This is a genomic window from Paenibacillus sp. y28, assembly GCF_037137075.1.
Taxonomy (GTDB): Bacteria; Bacillota; Bacilli; order Paenibacillales; family NBRC-103111; genus JBBBNV01.
On the sequence record NZ_JBBBNV010000030.1, the window covers coordinates 18,515 to 37,177 of the forward strand.

The window sequence follows — 18,663 nt, forward strand, 5'->3', positions numbered from 1 at the left end:
TGTCTATTAATTTTAGCGTGCTAAAGAGTTATAATAATAACGATAAGTAAAGCGAGTCTTTTTGGGAGGTTTATCATGTTCGATAGGGAAAAGCTTAAAATTTTTTCGGGTTCTTCAAATCCGCGCTTGGCCGAACGTATCTGTCAGGAGCTGGGCCAGCCGATGGGGAAAATTAAATTGTCCCGGTTTAAAAGCGGTGAAGTTTATTGTCACTATGAGGAAACGATCCGTAACTGCGACGTGTTTCTGGTTCAAACCTTTTCAGACCCGATCAATGAGCACTTTGTCGAACTGCTGGTCATGATCGATGCGGCCAAACGGGCTTCCGCCCGCACTATAAACCTGATTATCCCTTACTATGGCTATTCCCGCCAAGAGCGCAAGGCAGCGCCTCGCGAGCCGATTTCGGCCAAGCTGGTTGCCGATGTATTGACGACCGCCGGCGCAACCCGCGTGCTGTCGATGGATCTTCATGCCCCTGCGATTCAAGGCTTCTTCAATATTCCGGTGGACCATTTGACGGCGCTGGATTTAATCAGTGACTACATTATCAAGAAAAACATTTCCAATCCGGTTGTCGTATCGCCGGATGCCGGCCGGGCAACAACGGCTGAGAACCTGGCGAACATCCTCAACGCTCCGTTTGCCATGATGATCAAGAAGCGTCCGGCTCATAATGAATCGGTCATCACTCACGTCATCGGTGAGGTGAAAGGACAAACCCCGATTATTATCGAGGACCTTATCGATACCGGCACCACCATTGTCAATGTTGTAGAAAGCCTCAAGGAACGCGGGGCGAATGACGTGCTCGTCTGTGCCACCCACCCGGTATTCTCCGGACCGGCGCTGCAGCGTCTGGATCATCCGAGCATCAGCGAGGTTGTCATTACCGATTCCATCGCGCTGCCGGATAACCATTCTTCACGTTTTAAGGTGCTCAGTGTGGCACATCTGTTCTCCGACGCAATCCGTATTATTATGCAGGGCGGGTCGCTTAGCACCTTGTTTAAATACGGCGGGGTCTAGTACTTACATACTAGTCTTCCTTCCAAAAGCGGCTCGAATTGCTTAGGCAATTCGGGCCGACTATGTTATACTGTGAAATGAGCATTCTGCAGCTGGGAGGTGCCTTGCATATGGCAGAGAAGAAGCGGTTGGCGGGTTCGCCAAAACCGAAAGTTATTCCAATCACGATGGACGCCACGTTCTTTTTTGAAAGAGCGGTTCAGTCCCTGGACCGTCATCATTATGATAAGGCATTGAAGTATTTCCGCAGGGCTGCGGAATATGAGCCGAACAATCCGGTGAACCACTGCAATCTGGCCGGCATTTTATCAGAGATGGGCAACTATCAGGAATCTAACCGGATTCTCCAGAAGATTGTGGACGACATTGATCCGGCGATGACGGAATGTCATTTCTATATGGCGAACAACTACGCCAACATGGACGATTTCGAACAGGCGGAACGGTCGATTGTCACTTATTTGGAGAATGATCCGGATGGTCATTATTTGGATGAGGCCGAAGAGATGATGGAGCTGCTTGCCTATGAGCTGGACCGTCCCGCCCGCCTGACCTCTATCAAGAGCCGGGAAGGGCTGTTTGAGCATGACAAAGCCCGCAGCTTGCTGGAGGAAGGCAAGTTCTCGGAAGCTGTCCGGCTGCTTGAGGAAATTATCCATAAGCAGCCTGATTTTACAGCAGCGCGTAATAATCTGGCTTTGGCCTACTATTATATGGGCCAGTTCGAGAAGTCGATGGCGACCATCAGAAGGGTGCTGGAGCTGGAACCTGGCAATTTGCACGCGCTGTGCAATCTGGCCATTTTTTATCAGCACTTTGGGGATGAGGCGCTTCTCGGGGAACTCACGGCTTTGTTGTGCAAGATGGTGCCGTATCATCAGGACCATGTGTTCAAGCTGGCAACCACAATGGGTATTCTGAGCCAGCATGAAGCGGCTTACCGGCTGTTTAAGCGGCTGCTTAAAGCGGGCGAAGGCGTATCGGAGCCCTGCTTGTTTCACTATACGGCGGTGGCCGCCTACAATATCGGCCGCAAAGAGGAAGCATACCGGCTGTGGAAGCAGACCGAAAAGCTGGACCCGGCTTCGGAAATTCCGCGCTTCTATATGAATCAGATAAAGCAGACTTCGTTAAGCGGAGAGCCTGTGCGGCTGAGCTACCATTATCATCTGCCTTTCGAAGAGCAGTTCAAGCTGATTGAGCGCTCGACGGAAGGAATACCGGATCATATGAAACGCGATCCGCTGGTCCGATCTTCGTTTTTCTGGGCGCTGCGCCATGGAGACAAGGAGACGAAGCTTCAGGTGATTCAGGCGCTGGGCCTTATTGCTGATGCCGAAGTGGAAGATGCGCTGCGGGCATTCCTGCTGCTGCCGGACGAGGACGATTATTTGAAGAAGGTGGCCTTGTTTGTGCTGAGAAGCATGGATGCGGGCGAGCCGGTCCATGCCGTGATGAACGGCAAAAGCACCGTGATTGAATCCGCTCCGTGGTCGCCTAACTTGCCGGTCTGGAAGCCGAACTGGCAAAGTGTTCTGGAAACAGCGCTCCGAGCAATGGAAAAGCGCTATGATATTGTCGAGCAGCACGATTTGGAAACGTTGTGGGTCGAGTTCCTGTCCAGAATGTATCCGCATGAGCCCAAAATCGGCAATATTGACGGCTGGGCGGCGGCTCTGGAATATTTGACCGCCAAGATGCACCGCCGTGAAATCTCGTATCCCGAGGTGGCGGAGCGGTACAGCATCTCCGTGTCCACTGCACGCAAATATGTGAAGCAAATCGATGAGGCTTGCGGCTTGAAGCAGAAGATGCAAGCCATTTTTCCCAAGCTGTCTTCGATAGAAACGATATAATCATCACAATGGAAGCAACACAAGCTAGCCCATTACAGGAGGGAGATTCGATATGTACAAAACGATTGTAATTGGAACAGGACCAGCCGGACTGACTGCCGCTATTTATTTGGCCCGTGCCAATCTGAACCCGCTGGTTATTGAAGGTCCCGAGCCGGGCGGCCAGCTGACAACAACGACGGAAGTTGAGAATTTCCCGGGCTTTGTGAACGGCATTATGGGTCCCGAGCTGATGGACAATATGCGCAAGCAGGCCGAGCGCTTCGGTGCGGAATTCCGTACCGGCTGGGTCAACAAGGTAGATATGTCCAAACGCCCGTTTACATTAACCGTTGAGGGCCAAGGCGAGCTTCAGGCGGAGACGCTGATTATCTCTACCGGGGCATCGGCCAAATATCTCGGCATTCCGGGTGAAAAGGATAACGTCGGCCGCGGGGTAAGCACCTGCGCCACGTGTGACGGCTTCTTCTTCCGCGGTAAAAAAATTATCGTCATCGGCGGGGGAGACTCGGCGATGGAAGAAGCGAATTTCTTGACCCGCTTTGCAAGTGAAGTGCGTGTTGTGAACCGCCGCAGTGAGCTTCGTGCCTCCAAAATTATGCAGGATCGCGCGCGTGAGAACGCGAAGGTGACATGGTCGCTGGATGTGACTCCGCTTGAGGTGCTTGCCGGAGATAGAGGGGTCACCGGCTTGAAGGTCAAAAATAACGCTACCGGTGCAGAGGAAGTGCTGGAAACTGACGGCGTGTTTGTCGCCATTGGTCATACTCCGAATACGAAGTTTCTGGACGGGCAGCTGGCCACCGATGAGCTGGGCTACCTTCTCGTGAAGCCGGGCACTTCGGAGACGGATGTTCCGGGCGTGTTTGCGTGCGGCGACGTGCAGGATCACCGGTACCGCCAAGCTATTACAGCGGCAGGCAGCGGCTGTATGGCGGCTCTGGATTGTGAGAAATTCCTGGAAGGAAATTCCGTGCATGATTGGAGCCAATCCATCTCGAAGTAATTATATAGGCGTCTAATATAGGAGGAAAAGGCCCTGTTTACCGCTGCAATTGCTGAAGCCGGAGACAGGGCTGTTCCTTTGTTTGTGGCGGTTTACCCAATCCTGGCAGGCGGCCGTTTCGTCTTGACCTCCAAGATGGGTTGCCTTATAGTTGGGAAAGAAGCAATTACTATTTGTACTTGAGGTGACTCGCGTGTCAGAGAAGATTTATATCGGCGTGGATTTGGGCGGGACGACGGTCAAGCTGGGTATTTGTACAGAAGAAGGAGAACTGCTCCACAAGTTTGAAGGACCGACTGATGCGGAACAAGGACCGGAAACCGTTTTGAACCGTATTAATGAATACAGCCGGGCACTGGTGGGGAATTCCTCTTTTTCCTGGGATCAGGTTGCCGGTGTTGGCGCTGGAATTCCCGGCTTCATGGACATCGCAGAGGGTTTTGTCAAATTGTCTCCGAACTTTCCGGGCTTTGTGAACGTTCCGGTGAAGAAAGGGCTGGAAGAACGGTTCGGCAAGCCAGTCAAAATAAATAACGATGCCAATGTAGCTGTGCTGGGCGAGGCTTGGGCAGGTGCAGGCAAGGGCGTTTCTACGCTGGTATGCTATACCCTGGGCACAGGCGTTGGCGGCGGTGTCATTGTTGATGGCCGGTTGTGCACCGGCTTTGCAGGAATGGCGGGGGAGCTCGGCCATATGCAAATTGTTCCTGATCTTGAAGCGATTCAGTGCGGTTGCGGTCAATACGGCTGCCTCGAAACCGTGTCTTCGGCAACAGGCATTATCCGTATGGCGACCGATGCGGTTGAGCGCGGAGACAGCACTACATTAACAGAGCTGGGGTCCATCACAGCCAAGGATGTATTTGATGCGGCTAAGGCCGGGGATGAAGTGGCCTGCCGGATAGTTAACCGGGCGGCGTATTATTTGGGCCGGGCCATGGCGGCTGTCGCCGTGGTCATTAACCCGCAGCGCTTTATTGTTGGCGGCGGCGTGTCAGCAGCGGGCGATGTGCTGCTGGACCCCGTACGTGAAGTATTCAAGAAATATACGACCAATAAAGCAAATGAAGGCGTAGAAATTGTTCGGGCGCAGCTTGGGAATAGTGCGGGGGTTGTTGGCGCCGCCGGACTTATGCTCAGAGGCTAGCATATCTTGAAGCAAGGATATCGGGCTGGATGCCGCCGCTTCGGGCTGGTTTCTACAGAGGGGAGGGGACCGGAATGGAGGAGGAATGGCCGCTGGGTAAGCTGGTCATCATTACAGGAATGTCCGGGGCAGGCAAAACCATTGCTGTTCAAAGCCTGGAGGATTTAGGCTTTTTCTGTGTGGATAATTTGCCCCCCGTGCTGATCCCCAAGTTTGCTGAGCTGATCGAGCAATCGCAGGGGAATATTGCAAAAGTGGCGCTGGTCATCGACCTGCGCGGACGGGAGTTTTTTGATGCGCTGACCGAGTCTCTCCGGTACTTGAAAGAAAATTCCGCGCTGACGTACGAAATTTTGTTTCTGGATGCAGTGGATACGGTACTCGTTCAGCGCTACAAGGAAAGCCGGAGAAGGCATCCACTGGCGCAGGAGGGCTCTCCGCTTAGCGGGATTCAGGCGGAACGCCGCCTTCTGGAGGAGCTGAAGGGCATGGCGACGCAGGTGATTGACACCAGCAGCCTGAAGCCGGTTCAGCTGAAGGAGAAAATCGCCGCCCGCTTTACGAACGCCGGTCAGAATCGTATCGCAGTCAACGTCATGTCCTTCGGATTCAAATATGGCATGCCGATCGACGCCGATCTGATTTTTGACGTTCGTTTTTTGCCTAACCCTCACTATATCGATGAACTGCGGCCGAATACGGGACTGGATAAGGACGTGTACGACTATGTGATGAAATGGGAGGAAACGCAGGAGTTTCTGACCAAGCTCGTCGACATGTTGAAATTCCTGATTCCGCGGTTTGAGAAGGAAGGCAAGAGCCAGGCTGTCATCGGAATCGGCTGTACCGGCGGGAAGCACCGTTCCGTTGCGATTGCGGAATACCTGAGTAAAACGCTGGTACAGCATGAAGCGGAGGTCGTCCGGGTAAGCCACCGGGATGCGGACAAAGACAGACGATAAGAGGTGAGCGAAGTGGATCGGGAGTTGAACAGCGAGCTTCCACGCATTGTCGTCATTGGAGGCGGCACGGGGTTGTCGGTCATGCTTCGCGGACTGAAGGAAAAACCGATCGATATTACTGCCATTGTCACTGTCGCTGATGACGGCGGGAGCTCCGGGATTCTGCGATCCGAGCTTCAAATGCCGCCGCCCGGCGATATCCGTAACGTGATTAGCGCGCTGGCTGAGGCGGAGCCGATGCTCTCCCGCATGCTTCAGCACCGCTTCAGTACAGGCGCGGGTTTAGCTGGTCATAGTTTGGGGAATCTTATACTTGCTGCAATGAAGGAGATTACCGGAGATTTCGTAACGGGCATCAAGCAGTTGAGCCGCGTGCTCGCTGTGCGGGGCCGTGTGCTTCCGGCGGCCAATCAATCGATTGTGCTCAAGGCCTGCATGAAGGACGGGCGCCTGATTGAAGGAGAATCGCAAATCCCCAAAGCTGGCGGAGCCATTCACCGGGTATTTATCGAGCCTTCGGATGTATCCCCTCTTGATGAAGCGCTGGACGCCCTTCGGGAGGCGGATGCGATTCTGATCGGGCCGGGAAGCTTGTACACCAGCATCATGCCAAATCTGCTTGTCCCGGGGCTTTCGGAAATGATAGAGAAGTCGCAAGCGGTCAAGATTTTTGTATGCAATGTTATGACGCAGCCCGGGGAGACGGACGGCTTCACGGTCAGTGATCACCTGCAGGCAATCGAGGACCACGTCGGCTGTCTGCATCTGGACTATGTGATTGTCAATGATGGTCCGATTCCGCCCGAGGTTGAAAACAAATATGCCGAAAAAGGCGCGAAGGCGGTCAAGCTGGATCTGGAACGCGTTCTGGAAAAAGGCTGTGCGGTCATCGCGGATAAGCTTGTGCTGCACCGGACGTATTTGCGTCATGATGCAAACCGGCTCAGTGAACAGATCTATAAGCTGGTAGCGGGCCGGGAGGAAGAAAAGAGGTGAGGGCTTGTGTCTTCCTTTGCGGCACAAACCAAAAAAGAATTGACGCTGCTGGATATCGAAGAGCCATGCTGTCAAGCGGCGGAGCTTTCGGCTTTAATTCGAATGAATGGTTCGGTGGGGTTGTCCGGCGGCCGGATGGTGCTTGACGTCTCGACGGAAAATGCGGCGATTGCCCGCCGGATTTATACCTTAATTAAGAAAATGTTTCAGGCTCATGCCGAGCTGCTTGTGCGCAAGAAGATGCGGCTCAAGAAGAATAACGTCTACATTGTCCGTCTGCCTGCCCGGGTTCAGGAGGTTCTGTCCGCGCTGCACATTGTTTCCGAAGGATTCCAGTTCACGCCGGGGATCGATAAACGGCTTATCAGGAACACCTGCTGCCGCCGTTCGTATTTGCGCGGGGCATTTATGGCGGGAGGGTCTGTCAACAATCCGGAGGGCGCTTCCTACCATCTCGAAATCTCATCCATGTATGAAGAGCACTGCCAGCACCTGTGCCGGCTTGCAAACCGGTTTGACTTGAATGCCAGATGCATTGAGCGCAAGAAAGGCTTCGTGTTCTATATAAAAGAGGGCGAGAAAATAATTGAGTTTCTCAGCCTGATTGGGGCTCATCAAGCACTGCTCCGGTTCGAGGATGTACGTATTATGAAGGATATGCGCAATTCCGTTAACCGCTTGGTTAACTGCGAAACGGCCAATCTGAATAAAACCATCGGCGCCGCCGTCCGGCAAATTGACAACATTCGTCTGCTTCAAAAGGAGATCGGGTTGGAAAATCTGCCCGACAAGCTCCGGGAGGTTGCCGAGATTCGTCTGCAGCATCCGGATATGAATCTGAAGGAAGTGGGCGAGCTGCTCAAAGGCAGCGTCAGCAAGTCCGGCGTGAATCACCGGCTGCGCAAAATCGATGAGCTGGCGGAGAAGGTTCGGAACTCCTGATGACGAAATTCAAAATTTTCCTGAGAATAGTAGTGTCCTTGGGTGAAAAATGTTATAATAGAATGTATCGGATTGGATTTGTAGGTTAATCATTTATGCTATATATAGAGTTGGTTATCGCATTTTCGTATTGGGGGTATTTATGAAATGACCAAAAGACCTGTAGTGGTGCGGTTGAAAACCGGGCTTCACGCCAGACCGGCAGCATTATTTGTACAGGAAGCCAACAAGTTTTCCTCTGAAATCTTTGTGGAAAAAGACGAGAAAAAAGTAAATGCCAAAAGTATCATGGGGATCATGAGCTTGGCAATTAGCTCGGGCACCGAGGTATACATCAGCGCAGAAGGTTCAGACTCGGAACAGGCTGTAACCGCTTTAGTCGCTCTGGTCAGCAAAGAAGAACTGGAAAACCAATAACACACCGAACGGGAAATGGTTAATTTATTCCAAATCGGTACCCAAACGCAACCTTTTGTTCCGCCTTACGTCTATAAGACGGGTTGGCGTAATCAAAAGGTTTTTTTACGGTAGAACGAGAAAGAGTGGAGTGAGCTTTGTGAGAAAGCGGATGGTAATTCTGGGACTGCTGCTGGTCTTGTTTGCAGTGGCGATTGTGCCTCAGGCAGGAGCGGTATCCTCGACAACGATGACCCTTATCATGACGGTCGACGGTACGGAAGCAACATTGAACGACAAGCCACTAACTCTTGAGGCGGCTCCGATACTGGTGGACGGCAAGGTGTACGTGCCGGCCAAGTTTATTGGGGATTCGCTGGATTTTAAAGTAGCGTGGAACGAAAAAACGAAACGTGTCGATATGGAGACGCCGGCTGCCAAGCTGGAGGTGGATATTCAACATAAATCCGTCCACATCAATACCGTAACCGTTCCGTTTGACAGTGTGGCCCAAATGGTGGAGGACCGGCTATATGTCAAGCTGGCCTGGATTGCCGATTACCTGGGCGCCAAGCAGTACTATAATGAAGCGACTAAACGGATTGATGTCATTTACGTCAAGCAGCCGGAGGGGCTGGGGGACGCTGACAATTCAACGCCGGTGGCCAAGTTCACCTTCGGCAAAACCAGCTACCGGATTGGCGAGCCGGTCAAGTATATTGACCTTAGCTACGACCCGGATGCGGAAGGGATCGCCAAATACGAATGGACCGGAAAACAGGAGGCCTTCTTCGTTCCCGGAACATATCCGGTTTCCCTGAAGGTGACGGATGGGAAGGGCCATGTAAGTAAAGAATACACCCGCAATATCGTCATTACGAATACAACGTATGCTACGGAGCTGGAATACAAGCTGTATCATTATCCGCTGAACTCTTTTATTGAAACGGACTGGAGTATGCTCTGGGGCAACTTCTGGGACCTGCCGCTGCTGACCAAGAAAGTGACGGAGGACAAGTCCCGCATATTGGTCCTGAGTGACAGCCCGGAGACCTTCAAGGAAAAAGGTATTTTGTATCAGGATAAAATTAAGGGAAAAGGCCGGCTGTATGCCGACCATGTGAACGGGATGGAGGACAATGTCCAATTTGTCATTCTGGCCTCTAACCTGACGAATAAAGAAGTCACCATTCATACGACCCGTAAGGGAGAGGTTTATCCGTCCATCTATGCGAATCTCATCGGTCATGAGGCCTCGGTCGACTTCTTGTTGAACGACCAGCAGGATGAGGTGCTGACCATTCCGCCGGGCCAGTCCCGTGTATATGTGCAGATGCCGCAATTTTTGCCGGGCCAAGGGGTCAATGTGTTTTATGACGTTGACACGGGCGATGGCGAAGTCATGTTCTCCTTCATGGCCATGGATAGGATTGCTACACCAACATCAACGTATTTCTACAAGCCGCTGCCGTTTGACGGCCATGTGCGCGGGACGTTCCTGGTATCTGAAGTGCGCTGGGATGTCGATGCTTCGAGCTTCGACAAGCCTTCCCGGCTGACGATCGGGGACGGTAAGGACGATCCGTTCACAGACGGCTACGACGTGTTCCGCAAAGAGAACGTCAAGAATGAGGGCAACTACGGCATGATTTACAAAATTCATGCGGAAAAACCTCGCAAAATGGCGATTCTGCTGCTGGCAAAGGGCGGCGTATTTAAGGGGCCGTTCAAGATTAACGGCGAGTTCGTGCTGGCTCCGCCATCCGGCGTCATTCAGCCGTTCACACAAATTCAAATTTTGTACCGCACGACGGGGAAAGAGCCGTCACTGGATATTGAATTTACGCCGCCGGCAGGCTCGGCCTTCCCGATTGACGTCATCTTGTATCCACTGGATGACCGGGAATAGAGGCTTCATAAGACAGCGTCAAAAATAAACCGCCCTTCGGCTGCCGAATCAGTGCAGCGGAGGGCGGTTTTGTTATACGAAAACGCTGTGTTACAGGGGGAGCAGGCGATGTAAGCCCAAGCAGAGTAACAGCGTCAAGCCGGCTCCCAGCCGTCAAAAATGCGGGCTAGCGTAAATCGCTGCAGATCAGCTTCGTTAAGCTGTCTGCGGTTTTCATGCCGGTGAGCGCCGGGGCCGTAGCTTCCAAATTCAAAAAAGCGGGAGTCCTGCGGCTGAAACCAGACCGTCTCGCCGTGCTTATCCCGTCCGGCCATGGAATGCCAGCCCTCGCGGGCGATGTGGGCGTCCATATAGCAGCGTATATAAACGGCTGCCCCGACAGCTTCCGGATCGGCTGCGCGGGTTCCGTCCGGGAGGTCTGTGGTCGGATGCCAGGGACGTCCGAGCGAATAGCATTCATCCGGCAGAGCTGGCGAATCCTTGACGAGACGGCAGTCTATCAATACAAGTCCGTACTCTTCGGACAGCTTGGTGCTGGGGGCTGTGATGTAGCCCTCGATTTCTTCCCCGTTCCGGGCTCTGCAAATCATCTCGCAGCTCTGGAAGACAGCTTGGCCCGCGCCGAAAATAAAGTCGATGTGCCCGGAAATGATGCAGTGGTCAAAGTATTGGCGGCCCGCGCCGGTATATAATGTATCCTGGTAGCCTTCTAAGCGGCAGTTTCTAAAGACGGCTTGATCGCTGCCGCTCTCTGTTTTGAGCGCCACCGCCTGCGGATGGGCTATCCGGTCCGGGTCCTGCTCGGATTTGGCCAGATTGGCCGGATAGTCAAAGCCGTTGGCAATGGTCAAATTGGCCGCAGTAAACTGCGGAGCCTTCACGGTCAGGCTTGCGCTTCCTGTTGTGCCGTAGGCTGTTCCGTCAGGGCGAAGCGTTCCTGATGCGGCATCGTAGGTAAGCACGGTATAATCGCGTTCCTGCCCCAATAGCATGATATTCGGCTTTGTGATGGTCAGCTTTTCGTAATAGGCGCCGCTGCGGATATAAATGATATGCGGCCGGTCCGCGGCTTCGGGAGCGGCGTTCAGAGCAGCTTGTACCGTGCGATAGGCCGGTTTGCCTGCAATACCGCCGGCTTCGCCGGTATAGCTTGCATCAACGACGGCATGAACGTGTGAGGGAATGGAGTTGCTGGTCATGAGCTTGTCGCCTCCAGTTAGGGAATGCCAAAAAAAGCGCCGAAGGCAAAAGCCCGGCGCTTTCTGGTACACGGAATCAGATGGCTTGAAAACAGGCAGAGCTTTAAAGCTTCTCGATGACGCTGTCAATCAGACCGTACTCTTTCGCTTCTGCAGCGGTCATGAAATAGTCGCGATCCGTATCCTTCTCCACACGTGACAGCGGCTGTCCGCTCCGCTCGGCAAGGATGCCATTGAGCTTGTCGCGCATCTTCAGAATACGACGGGCGCGAATCTCGATATCAGAGGCTTGGCCTTCCGCGCCGCCCAGAGGCTGGTGAATCATCACTTCACTGTTCGGAAGCGCATAACGTTTTCCTTTGGCGCCTGCAGTAAGCAGGAAAGCGCCCATGGATGCAGCCATACCGACACAAATGGTGGAAACATCCGGTTTAATGAATTGCATCGTATCGTAAATGGCCATGCCGGCTGTAATCGAGCCGCCAGGACTGTTAATGTAGAGCGAAATGTCCTTATCCGGGTCCTGTGCCGCTAGGAACAGCATCTGTGCGATAATCGAGTTAGCCACCACATCATTGACCTGGGTACCTAGGAAAATAATCCGGTCCTTGAGAAGCCGCGAGTAAATATCATAGGCGCGTTCGCCGCGGGCATCAGGTTCCACAACCATCGGAATAAAATTCATGGCAGATACTCCTCCTGACAAAAGGGTTATAGGAAAGCTATGTGCTAACAATATCACAAAGGTCAACAAAGGTCAAACATGAGTCAAAAAAAATCAGTTCACGCAGAGGAACTGTTTTTTCGTTATGCATGCGGTAAAGTTAATGGCGCGCCCGAAGGGAATCGAACCCCTATCTCAGGCTCCGGAGGCCTACGTCATATCCATTGGACCACGGGCGCAAAGAAGCAAGCAAGAGTTATTATATGACATATAATCCGAAAATGCAAGCGGGCTGTACAAATTATTTTTGGGATGAACCAGCGCAGCGAAAGCGGGATGATTTATATTTGCGAGTGGGTGAGCCAAGACAGGTCGGCCCCCTACGGTTTACTAGCGTTCACTACGACGCATTCGTGTGTTGGCAGCGGCCCGTTGCGCGGCATGAAGTATAAGGGCAAGCACAAATACGAAATGACATGTCTGTAGGAATGTGGCTTGTATACCGGCCTGAATCTGTGTTTGGGGCGCTTCACGGTATGTTATTTGCATAAAACAGCAATACTGGGGGATGGCAGTCGATGCGACTTTCCTTTTCTTTTGTCCAAATTGTTAACTTGGGAATATAGAATGCTTGCAATTCGACAAATTTGGCGCTAAAATAGGAAGTGTAAGCGGGACGTTTTATGTCGCACTGGGACACGAAGTGTCCAACGCCCAAGCCTTCAAGAAAGAACGGGAGATTTCATGAGGCATTTACTCGACATGCAAAAGCAGCTTGTTCCGGACCTGCTCGAAACGCTGAAGAAGAGATATACGGTTCTGCAGCATTTATCCACTTCGGGTATGATTGGCCGGCGAACGCTGGCAAGCGCGCTGGGGCAGACAGAGCGGGTGCTTCGGGCCGAGGTTGACTTTCTGAAGCAGCAGGGCTTGGTAGAAGTGCAGACGGCGGGCATATCGGTCAGCGAGGCCGGAATGACCCTGCTGGAACAAATGCAGCCGCTCGTGCAAGAGCTGTTCGGCTTAGCCGATATCGAGGAGCGCATCCGCAGTTATTACGGCCTGAAGCAGGTGATAGTCGTGCCGGGTGATTCGGATGATACGAGAACGGCCAAAAGCGAGCTGGGACGCTCTGCAGCCTCCGTGCTGCGCAGTCTCGTCTCCGCGAGCGATGTGATTGCCGTGACCGGCGGTTCAACGATGGCGGCCATTGCCCAGCATTTAACCGAATCGCCGCAGTTCAAATCAAGCGTGTTTGTGCCTGCGCGTGGCGGACTCGGTGAAAGCCTGGATTACCAGGCCAACACGATTGTGTCTTCCATGGCTAAGAAAACAGGGGCGCGCTACCGGATGCTGCATGTACCGGATCATCTGAGTGAGGAAGCTTACCAGTCGCTGATTCAAGAGCCGAATATTCGTGAGATTGTAGAGGTTATCCGCAGTGTTCGCATCGTCGTACACGGCATCGGAGACGCGATGACCATGGCGCGGCGCCGCAAGCTCGATGAAACCACCATCGAGGCACTAAAGCATGACGGGGCGCTTGCAGAGGCATTCGGGTATTATTTTGACAAGCAGGGAAAAGTGGTCCACAAGATGGGAACGGTCGGTCTCAGGCTGGAGGATATCCAGCAAGCGGAGATCGTGATTGCCGTAGCCGGCGGAAACAGCAAAGGTGAAGCGATTGCGTCCATTCTCCAATATGGGCATGAGGATGTGCTCATTACGGATGAGGGCGCCGCAAAAGCGATGCTTCCGTTTATGTAAGAGAAGCATACAACAATTCAGGATTCGATATCATGACGCAGCAACCTTGCTCGTCCTGACATAAAAAATTAAACGTAACGTTTGGGAGGAAATCATCATGGTGAAAATTGGTATTAACGGATTTGGCCGTATCGGCCGCAACGTGTTCCGCGCAGCGCTTAACAACCCGGAAGTTCAAGTGGTTGCAGTCAACGACCTGACTGACGTTAACACACTGGCTCACCTGCTTAAGTACGACACTACGCACGGCAAGCTGGACGCAACTGTTGAAGCTGGCGAAGGCAAGCTGATCGTAAACGGCCGCGAAATCAAAGTATTCGCTGAGCGCGATCCAGGCGCATTGCCTTGGGCTGAAGTGGGCGCAGAAATCGTTGTTGAATCCACCGGTATTTTCACTGCCAAAGAAAAAGCTTCCCTTCACTTGAAAGGCGGCGCGAAAAAAGTTATTATCTCCGCTCCTGCAACCGACGAAGATATCACCATCGTTCTGGGTGTAAACGAAGATAAATACGATCCGGCTGCTCATACAATCATCTCCAACGCATCCTGCACAACCAACTGCTTGGCGCCTTTTGCTAAAGTGTTGAACGACAAGTTCGGTATCGTTAAAGGGATGATGACAACAGTTCACTCCTACACCAACGACCAATCCGTACTGGACCTGCCGCATAAAGACCTGCGCCGTGCCCGCGCTGCTGCTGAGAACATCATTCCGTCCTCCACTGGCGCTGCAAAAGCGGTTGCGCTCGTGCTGCCTGAACTGAAAGGCAAGCTGAACGGTATGGCGATGCGCGTTCCGACTCCAAACGTTTCCGTAACCGACCTGGTTGCTGTTCTGGAGCGCGACGTAACGGTTGACGAAGTAAACGGCGCGTTGAAAGATGCTGCAAGCACTACGCTGAAAGGCATCTTGAACTACTCCGACGAGCCGCTTGTTTCCAGCGACTACAACGGCGACCCTGCTTCCTCCACAATCGACGCTTTGTCCACTATGGTGGTTGAAGGCAACATGGTGAAAGTTGTTTCCTGGTACGATAACGAGTGGGGCTATTCCAACCGTGTTGTTGACCTGGCTGCATTCATCGCAAAAAAAGGCCTGTAATTTCATAAGCTCGAGCATTGCCCGCAAGGAAACGGCAGGGTTGTCTGCTTGATGGAAATCCTGTTGACCCAGTGTGTTTCGAGCTGGAAGAATGAGCGCTTATTAAAGAAAGAGGAGAAGAGATTCTCCTCTTTCCACATGATGTGATCAAGACACTCGGGAGGGAAACCCTTTGAATAAAAAAAGCATTCGTGACGTCGCTGGCCTGAGCGGTAAAAAAGTATTCGTGCGCGTTGACTTCAACGTGCCGCTTGAAAACGGCCGCATTACTGACGATACCCGCATCCGTGAAACCCTGCCAACCATCAAGTACCTGGTAGAGCAAGGGGCGAAAGTCATCTTGGCGAGCCACCTGGGCCGTCCGAAGGGTCAGGTTGTAGAGGAGCTCCGCTTGACGCCTGCTGCTGCACGTCTGTCCGAGCTGCTCGGCAAGCCGGTAGTCAAAGCCGACGAGGCAATTGGCGAGGCGGTAAAAGCGCAAGTAGCTGCATTGAACGACGGCGACGTGCTGCTGCTGGAAAACGTACGCTTCTACGCAGGCGAAGAGAAAAATGATCCGGAGCTGGCAAAAGCGTTTGCAGAGCTTGCGGATCTGTTTGTCAACGACGCGTTCGGGGCTGCGCACCGCGCACACGCTTCGACAGAAGGGATCGCTCACCACATTCCGGCGGTTTCCGGTCTGCTGATGGAGAAAGAGCTGGAAGTGCTGGGCAAAGCGTTGAATAACCCGGATCGTCCTTTTACTGCTATTGTCGGCGGTGCGAAAGTAAAAGACAAAATCGACGTGATCAACAACCTGCTGAACATTGCCGATAACATCATTATCGGGGGCGGTCTGTCCTACACCTTCCTGAAGGCGCAAGGCTACGAAATCGGCAAATCCCTTGTGGATAACGAGAAGCTGGATCTGGCGCTGGAATTCCTGAAAAAAGCGAAAGAAAAAGGCGTCAACTTCCTGCTGCCGGTGGACATCGTCATCGGCGACGACTTCAGCAACAATGCGAACACCCGCATCGTGCCGATTAATGAAATCCCAGCCGATTGGGAAGGCTTCGATATCGGACCGAAAACACGCGCAATCTATGCGGACGTGATTAAAAACTCCAAGCTCGTCGTTTGGAACGGACCGATGGGCGTATTCGAGCTGACACCGTACATGGAGGGCACTAAGGCAGTAGGCGAAGCATGCGCGGCAACAAGCGGCTACACCGTTATCGGTGGCGGCGACTCCGCAGCGGCGGCTGAGAAATTCAAGCTGGCTGACAAAATGGACCACATCTCCACTGGCGGCGGCGCATCTCTTGAATTCATGGAAGGCAAAGCGCTCCCGGGCGTTGTTGCTCTGAACGATAAATAAGAAGGGCGGTAGCAAACGTGAGAAAACCGATTATTGCAGGAAACTGGAAAATGTTTAAAACAGCGGGCGAAGCGGTAAGCTTCGTCCAAGAAGTCAAAGGGAAGGCAGAGGTTGACGGTGTGGATAGCGTCATCTGCGCGCCTTTCACAGCTCTGCCGGCTCTGGTTGAAGCTGTAAAAGGCACCACGCTCCAAGTCGGCGCGCAAAACCTGCACTTCGAAGACAGCGGTGCGTTTACCGGAGAAATCAGCGGAGGCATGCTGAAGGATCTGGGCGTACAATACGTCATTATCGGCCACTCGGAGCGCCGCGCGTACTTTGCGGAAACCGATGAAGCGGTCAACAAAAAAACACACGCGGCCTTCAAGCACGGCTTGACGCCAATCGTGTGCGTCGGTGAGAAGCTGGAAGAGCGTGAAGCCGGCCAAACCGACGAAGTGAACAAGGTGCAAACGGTTGCCGCGTTCCAAGGCCTCAGCAAAGAGCAAGCGGGGCAAGTCGTTGTAGCCTATGAGCCAATCTGGGCTATCGGTACAGGCAAATCTTCAACCGCTGATGATGCGAACCAGGTTATCGGCCGCATTCGTGCAGTTATTGCAGAGCTGTTCGATGCTGAGACTGCTGCGAAAGTCCGGATTCAATACGGCGGCAGCGTAAAGCCGAACAATGTAAAAGAATTTATGTCCATGCCGGAAATTGACGGCGCACTGGTTGGCGGCGCAAGCCTCGAACCGGCATCTTACATCGGTCTCGTTGAGGGGGCCAAGTAAGATGGCTAGACCAAAACCTGTAGCGCTCATTATTTTGGACGGCTTCGGCCTTCGCGGGGAGCTGCACGGCAATGCCGTCGCGCAAGCCAAAAAGCCGAATTACGACCGTTATTGGGCAGAATATCCGAATACGACACTGACCGCTTGCGGGGAAGCCGTAGGCTTGCCTGAAGGACAGATGGGCAACTCCGAGGTAGGTCATCTGAATATCGGCGCAGGACGTATCGTGTATCAGGATTTGACCCGGATTACAAAATCCATTCGCGATGGAGACTTCTTCGATAACGAGACGCTGCTGGCAGCAGTGCGCCATGCGAAGCAGAACGGCAAGAAGCTGCATCTGTACGGCCTGCTGTCGGACGGCGGCGTTCACAGTCACATCGACCATCTGTTTGCTTTGCTCGATTTGGCTAAGCGTGAAGGCTTGGAGGATGTTTACATTCATTCCTTCCTGGACGGGCGCGACGTTGCCCCGGACAGCGCCAAAGGCTATATGCAGCGCCTTGTTGATTATATCGCCGAGGTTGGCGTAGGCAAGCTAGCCACAGTGCAAGGCCGCTATTATGCGATGGACCGCGACAAACGATGGGACCGCGTAGAGAAGTCGTACCGGGCTATGGTATACGGCGAAGGTCCAACTGCAACGGATCCGGTTCAAGCGATTGAAGCTTCCTATGCGCAATCGGTGTATGATGAATTCGTGCTTCCGACAGTAATGGTCGATGGGGAAGGCAAACCGGTCGGTCTTGTTGAATCCGAGGATTCGGTCATTTTCTTCAACTTCCGCCCGGACCGTGCCATTCAGTTGTCTCTGGTGTTCACCAACAGCGACTTCCGGGAGTTCGACCGCGGACCGAAACAGCCGCACAACCTGCATTATGTGTGCCTGACGCTGTTCAGCGAGACGGTAGGCGGCTTCGTTGCTTACTCGCCGAAAAACCTCGATAACACACTAGGCGAGGTTCTGGTTCAGAACAACCTGAAGCAGCTGCGTATCGCGGAAACCGAGAAGTATCCGCATGTGACCTTCTTCTTCAGCGGAGGACGCGATACGGAGCTTCCGGGGGAAACACGCATTTTGATTAACTCGCCGAAGGTGGCTACCTATGATCTCCAGCCGGAGATGAGCGCGCGCGAGGTAGCGGCCGCGGCTGTGGCCGAGATCGAAGCCGAGCGCCAGGATGTAATTATCCTGAACTTCGCCAATCCGGACATGGTCGGACATTCCGGCATGCTGGAGCCGACGATTAAAGCGGTGGAAGTAACCGACGAATGCCTTGGCAAAGTCGTTGATGCTGTGCTGGCCAAAGGCGGCGTGGCTTTGATTACAGCAGACCATGGCAATGCGGATATCGTTACAACCGATGATGAGCGCCCGCATACGGCCCATACAACCAACCCGGTACCTTTCATTGTGACCCGCAAAGGTGTTACACTAAGGAATGACGGCATTTTAGCGGATATTGCTCCGACGGTGCTTGATTTGCTGGGTGTGGCGAAACCGGCCGAGATGACCGGCAGCACCATGATGAACAACTAACTTGCCTAATCATTTATCCAA

Annotated in this window: 16 protein-coding genes and 1 tRNA gene; 14 read left to right on the forward strand and 3 right to left on the reverse strand. The window is 53.1% G+C overall.

Annotated features, from left to right (window positions below):
- The first annotated feature begins 75 nt into the window (after positions 1-75).
- The 9 genes from WBG83_RS19040 (at position 76) to WBG83_RS19080 (ending at position 10,243) form a co-directional block, all read left to right on the forward strand.
- Positions 76-1,029 (forward strand): ribose-phosphate diphosphokinase, encoded by a 954-nt coding sequence (locus WBG83_RS19040; protein WP_336746908.1) that lies wholly within the window; start codon positions 76-78, stop codon positions 1,027-1,029.
- Positions 1,030-1,139: 110 nt separating this feature from the next.
- On the forward strand, positions 1,140-2,885 hold the full coding sequence (locus WBG83_RS19045; RefSeq protein WP_336746909.1) for a tetratricopeptide repeat protein: 1,746 nt from the start codon (positions 1,140-1,142) through the stop codon (positions 2,883-2,885).
- A 52-nt stretch (positions 2,886-2,937) separates the two neighbouring features.
- On the forward strand, positions 2,938-3,891 hold the full coding sequence (trxB, locus tag WBG83_RS19050) for a thioredoxin-disulfide reductase (protein ID WP_336746910.1): 954 nt from the start codon (positions 2,938-2,940) through the stop codon (positions 3,889-3,891).
- 193 nt (positions 3,892-4,084) lie between these two features.
- Positions 4,085-5,038, forward strand: a complete 954-nt coding sequence (locus tag WBG83_RS19055) for an ROK family glucokinase (protein WP_336746911.1) — start codon at positions 4,085-4,087, stop codon at positions 5,036-5,038.
- Between the two features lie 74 nt (positions 5,039-5,112).
- Entirely contained in the window at positions 5,113-6,000 is an 888-nt protein-coding gene (gene rapZ / locus WBG83_RS19060; RefSeq protein ID WP_336746913.1) for an RNase adapter RapZ, read from the forward strand.
- Positions 6,001-6,003: 3 nt separating this feature from the next.
- Positions 6,004-6,996 (forward strand): gluconeogenesis factor YvcK family protein, encoded by a 993-nt coding sequence (locus WBG83_RS19065; RefSeq protein ID WP_336746914.1) that lies wholly within the window; start codon positions 6,004-6,006, stop codon positions 6,994-6,996.
- 6 nt (positions 6,997-7,002) lie between these two features.
- Complete coding sequence (whiA, locus tag WBG83_RS19070) at positions 7,003-7,938, forward strand: DNA-binding protein WhiA (RefSeq protein WP_336746915.1); 936 nt, start codon at positions 7,003-7,005, stop codon at positions 7,936-7,938.
- Positions 7,939-8,085: 147 nt separating this feature from the next.
- Positions 8,086-8,355 (forward strand): HPr family phosphocarrier protein, encoded by a 270-nt coding sequence (locus WBG83_RS19075; protein ID WP_336746916.1) that lies wholly within the window; start codon positions 8,086-8,088, stop codon positions 8,353-8,355.
- A 139-nt stretch (positions 8,356-8,494) separates the two neighbouring features.
- Complete coding sequence (locus WBG83_RS19080; protein ID WP_336746917.1) at positions 8,495-10,243, forward strand: stalk domain-containing protein; 1,749 nt, start codon at positions 8,495-8,497, stop codon at positions 10,241-10,243.
- Between the two features lie 134 nt (positions 10,244-10,377).
- Here the strand turns inward: WBG83_RS19080 and WBG83_RS19085 are convergent, their stop codons facing one another.
- The 3 genes from WBG83_RS19085 to WBG83_RS19095 form a co-directional block, all read right to left on the reverse strand.
- Complete coding sequence (locus WBG83_RS19085; protein WP_336746918.1) at positions 10,378-11,442, reverse strand: pectinesterase family protein; 1,065 nt, start codon at positions 11,440-11,442, stop codon at positions 10,378-10,380.
- Positions 11,443-11,545: 103 nt separating this feature from the next.
- Positions 11,546-12,127, reverse strand: coding sequence for an ATP-dependent Clp endopeptidase proteolytic subunit ClpP (gene clpP, locus WBG83_RS19090; protein ID WP_336746919.1), 582 nt, complete (start codon positions 12,125-12,127; stop codon positions 11,546-11,548).
- A 143-nt stretch (positions 12,128-12,270) separates the two neighbouring features.
- A tRNA-Arg gene (locus WBG83_RS19095) sits at positions 12,271-12,345 on the reverse strand.
- Between the two features lie 505 nt (positions 12,346-12,850).
- Here WBG83_RS19095 and WBG83_RS19100 point away from each other — a divergent pair.
- The 5 genes from WBG83_RS19100 to gpmI all read left to right on the forward strand — a co-directional run bounded on the left by WBG83_RS19100 (position 12,851) and on the right by gpmI (position 18,642).
- Positions 12,851-13,873: a sugar-binding transcriptional regulator gene (locus tag WBG83_RS19100; RefSeq protein WP_336746920.1), complete on the forward strand. Its 1,023-nt coding sequence runs from the start codon at positions 12,851-12,853 to the stop codon at positions 13,871-13,873.
- Positions 13,874-13,970: 97 nt separating this feature from the next.
- The gene (gene gap / locus WBG83_RS19105; protein WP_336746921.1) at positions 13,971-14,975 is read left to right on the forward strand and encodes a type I glyceraldehyde-3-phosphate dehydrogenase; all 1,005 of its coding nucleotides are present in this window, start codon (positions 13,971-13,973) and stop codon (positions 14,973-14,975) included.
- A 172-nt stretch (positions 14,976-15,147) separates the two neighbouring features.
- On the forward strand, positions 15,148-16,332 hold the full coding sequence (locus tag WBG83_RS19110; RefSeq protein WP_336746922.1) for a phosphoglycerate kinase: 1,185 nt from the start codon (positions 15,148-15,150) through the stop codon (positions 16,330-16,332).
- 17 nt (positions 16,333-16,349) lie between these two features.
- Positions 16,350-17,102, forward strand: coding sequence for a triose-phosphate isomerase (gene tpiA / locus WBG83_RS19115; protein ID WP_336746923.1), 753 nt, complete (start codon positions 16,350-16,352; stop codon positions 17,100-17,102).
- A gap of 1 nt (position 17,103) precedes the next feature.
- The gene (gene gpmI / locus WBG83_RS19120; protein ID WP_336746924.1) at positions 17,104-18,642 is read left to right on the forward strand and encodes a 2,3-bisphosphoglycerate-independent phosphoglycerate mutase; all 1,539 of its coding nucleotides are present in this window, start codon (positions 17,104-17,106) and stop codon (positions 18,640-18,642) included.
- The last annotated feature ends 21 nt before the right edge of the window (positions 18,643-18,663 follow it).

What these genes read in the sequence shown, in the direction of transcription:
- WBG83_RS19100 (WP_336746920.1), top strand. Translation starts at nt 12,851, where the DNA reads ATGAGGCATTTACTCGACATGCAAAAGCAGCTTGTTCCGGACCTGCTC.
- gpmI (WP_336746924.1), top strand. Translation starts at nt 17,104, where the DNA reads ATGGCTAGACCAAAACCTGTAGCGCTCATTATTTTGGACGGCTTCGGC.
- WBG83_RS19045 (WP_336746909.1), top strand. Translation starts at nt 1,140, where the DNA reads ATGGCAGAGAAGAAGCGGTTGGCGGGTTCGCCAAAACCGAAAGTTATT.
- rapZ (WP_336746913.1), top strand. Translation starts at nt 5,113, where the DNA reads ATGGAGGAGGAATGGCCGCTGGGTAAGCTGGTCATCATTACAGGAATG.
- clpP (WP_336746919.1), bottom strand. Translation starts at nt 12,127, where the DNA reads ATGAATTTTATTCCGATGGTTGTGGAACCTGATGCCCGCGGCGAACGC.
- WBG83_RS19085 (WP_336746918.1), bottom strand. Translation starts at nt 11,442, where the DNA reads ATGACCAGCAACTCCATTCCCTCACACGTTCATGCCGTCGTTGATGCA.
- WBG83_RS19040 (WP_336746908.1), top strand. Translation starts at nt 76, where the DNA reads ATGTTCGATAGGGAAAAGCTTAAAATTTTTTCGGGTTCTTCAAATCCG.
- gap (WP_336746921.1), top strand. Translation starts at nt 13,971, where the DNA reads ATGGTGAAAATTGGTATTAACGGATTTGGCCGTATCGGCCGCAACGTG.
- WBG83_RS19075 (WP_336746916.1), top strand. Translation starts at nt 8,086, where the DNA reads ATGACCAAAAGACCTGTAGTGGTGCGGTTGAAAACCGGGCTTCACGCC.
- trxB (WP_336746910.1), top strand. Translation starts at nt 2,938, where the DNA reads ATGTACAAAACGATTGTAATTGGAACAGGACCAGCCGGACTGACTGCC.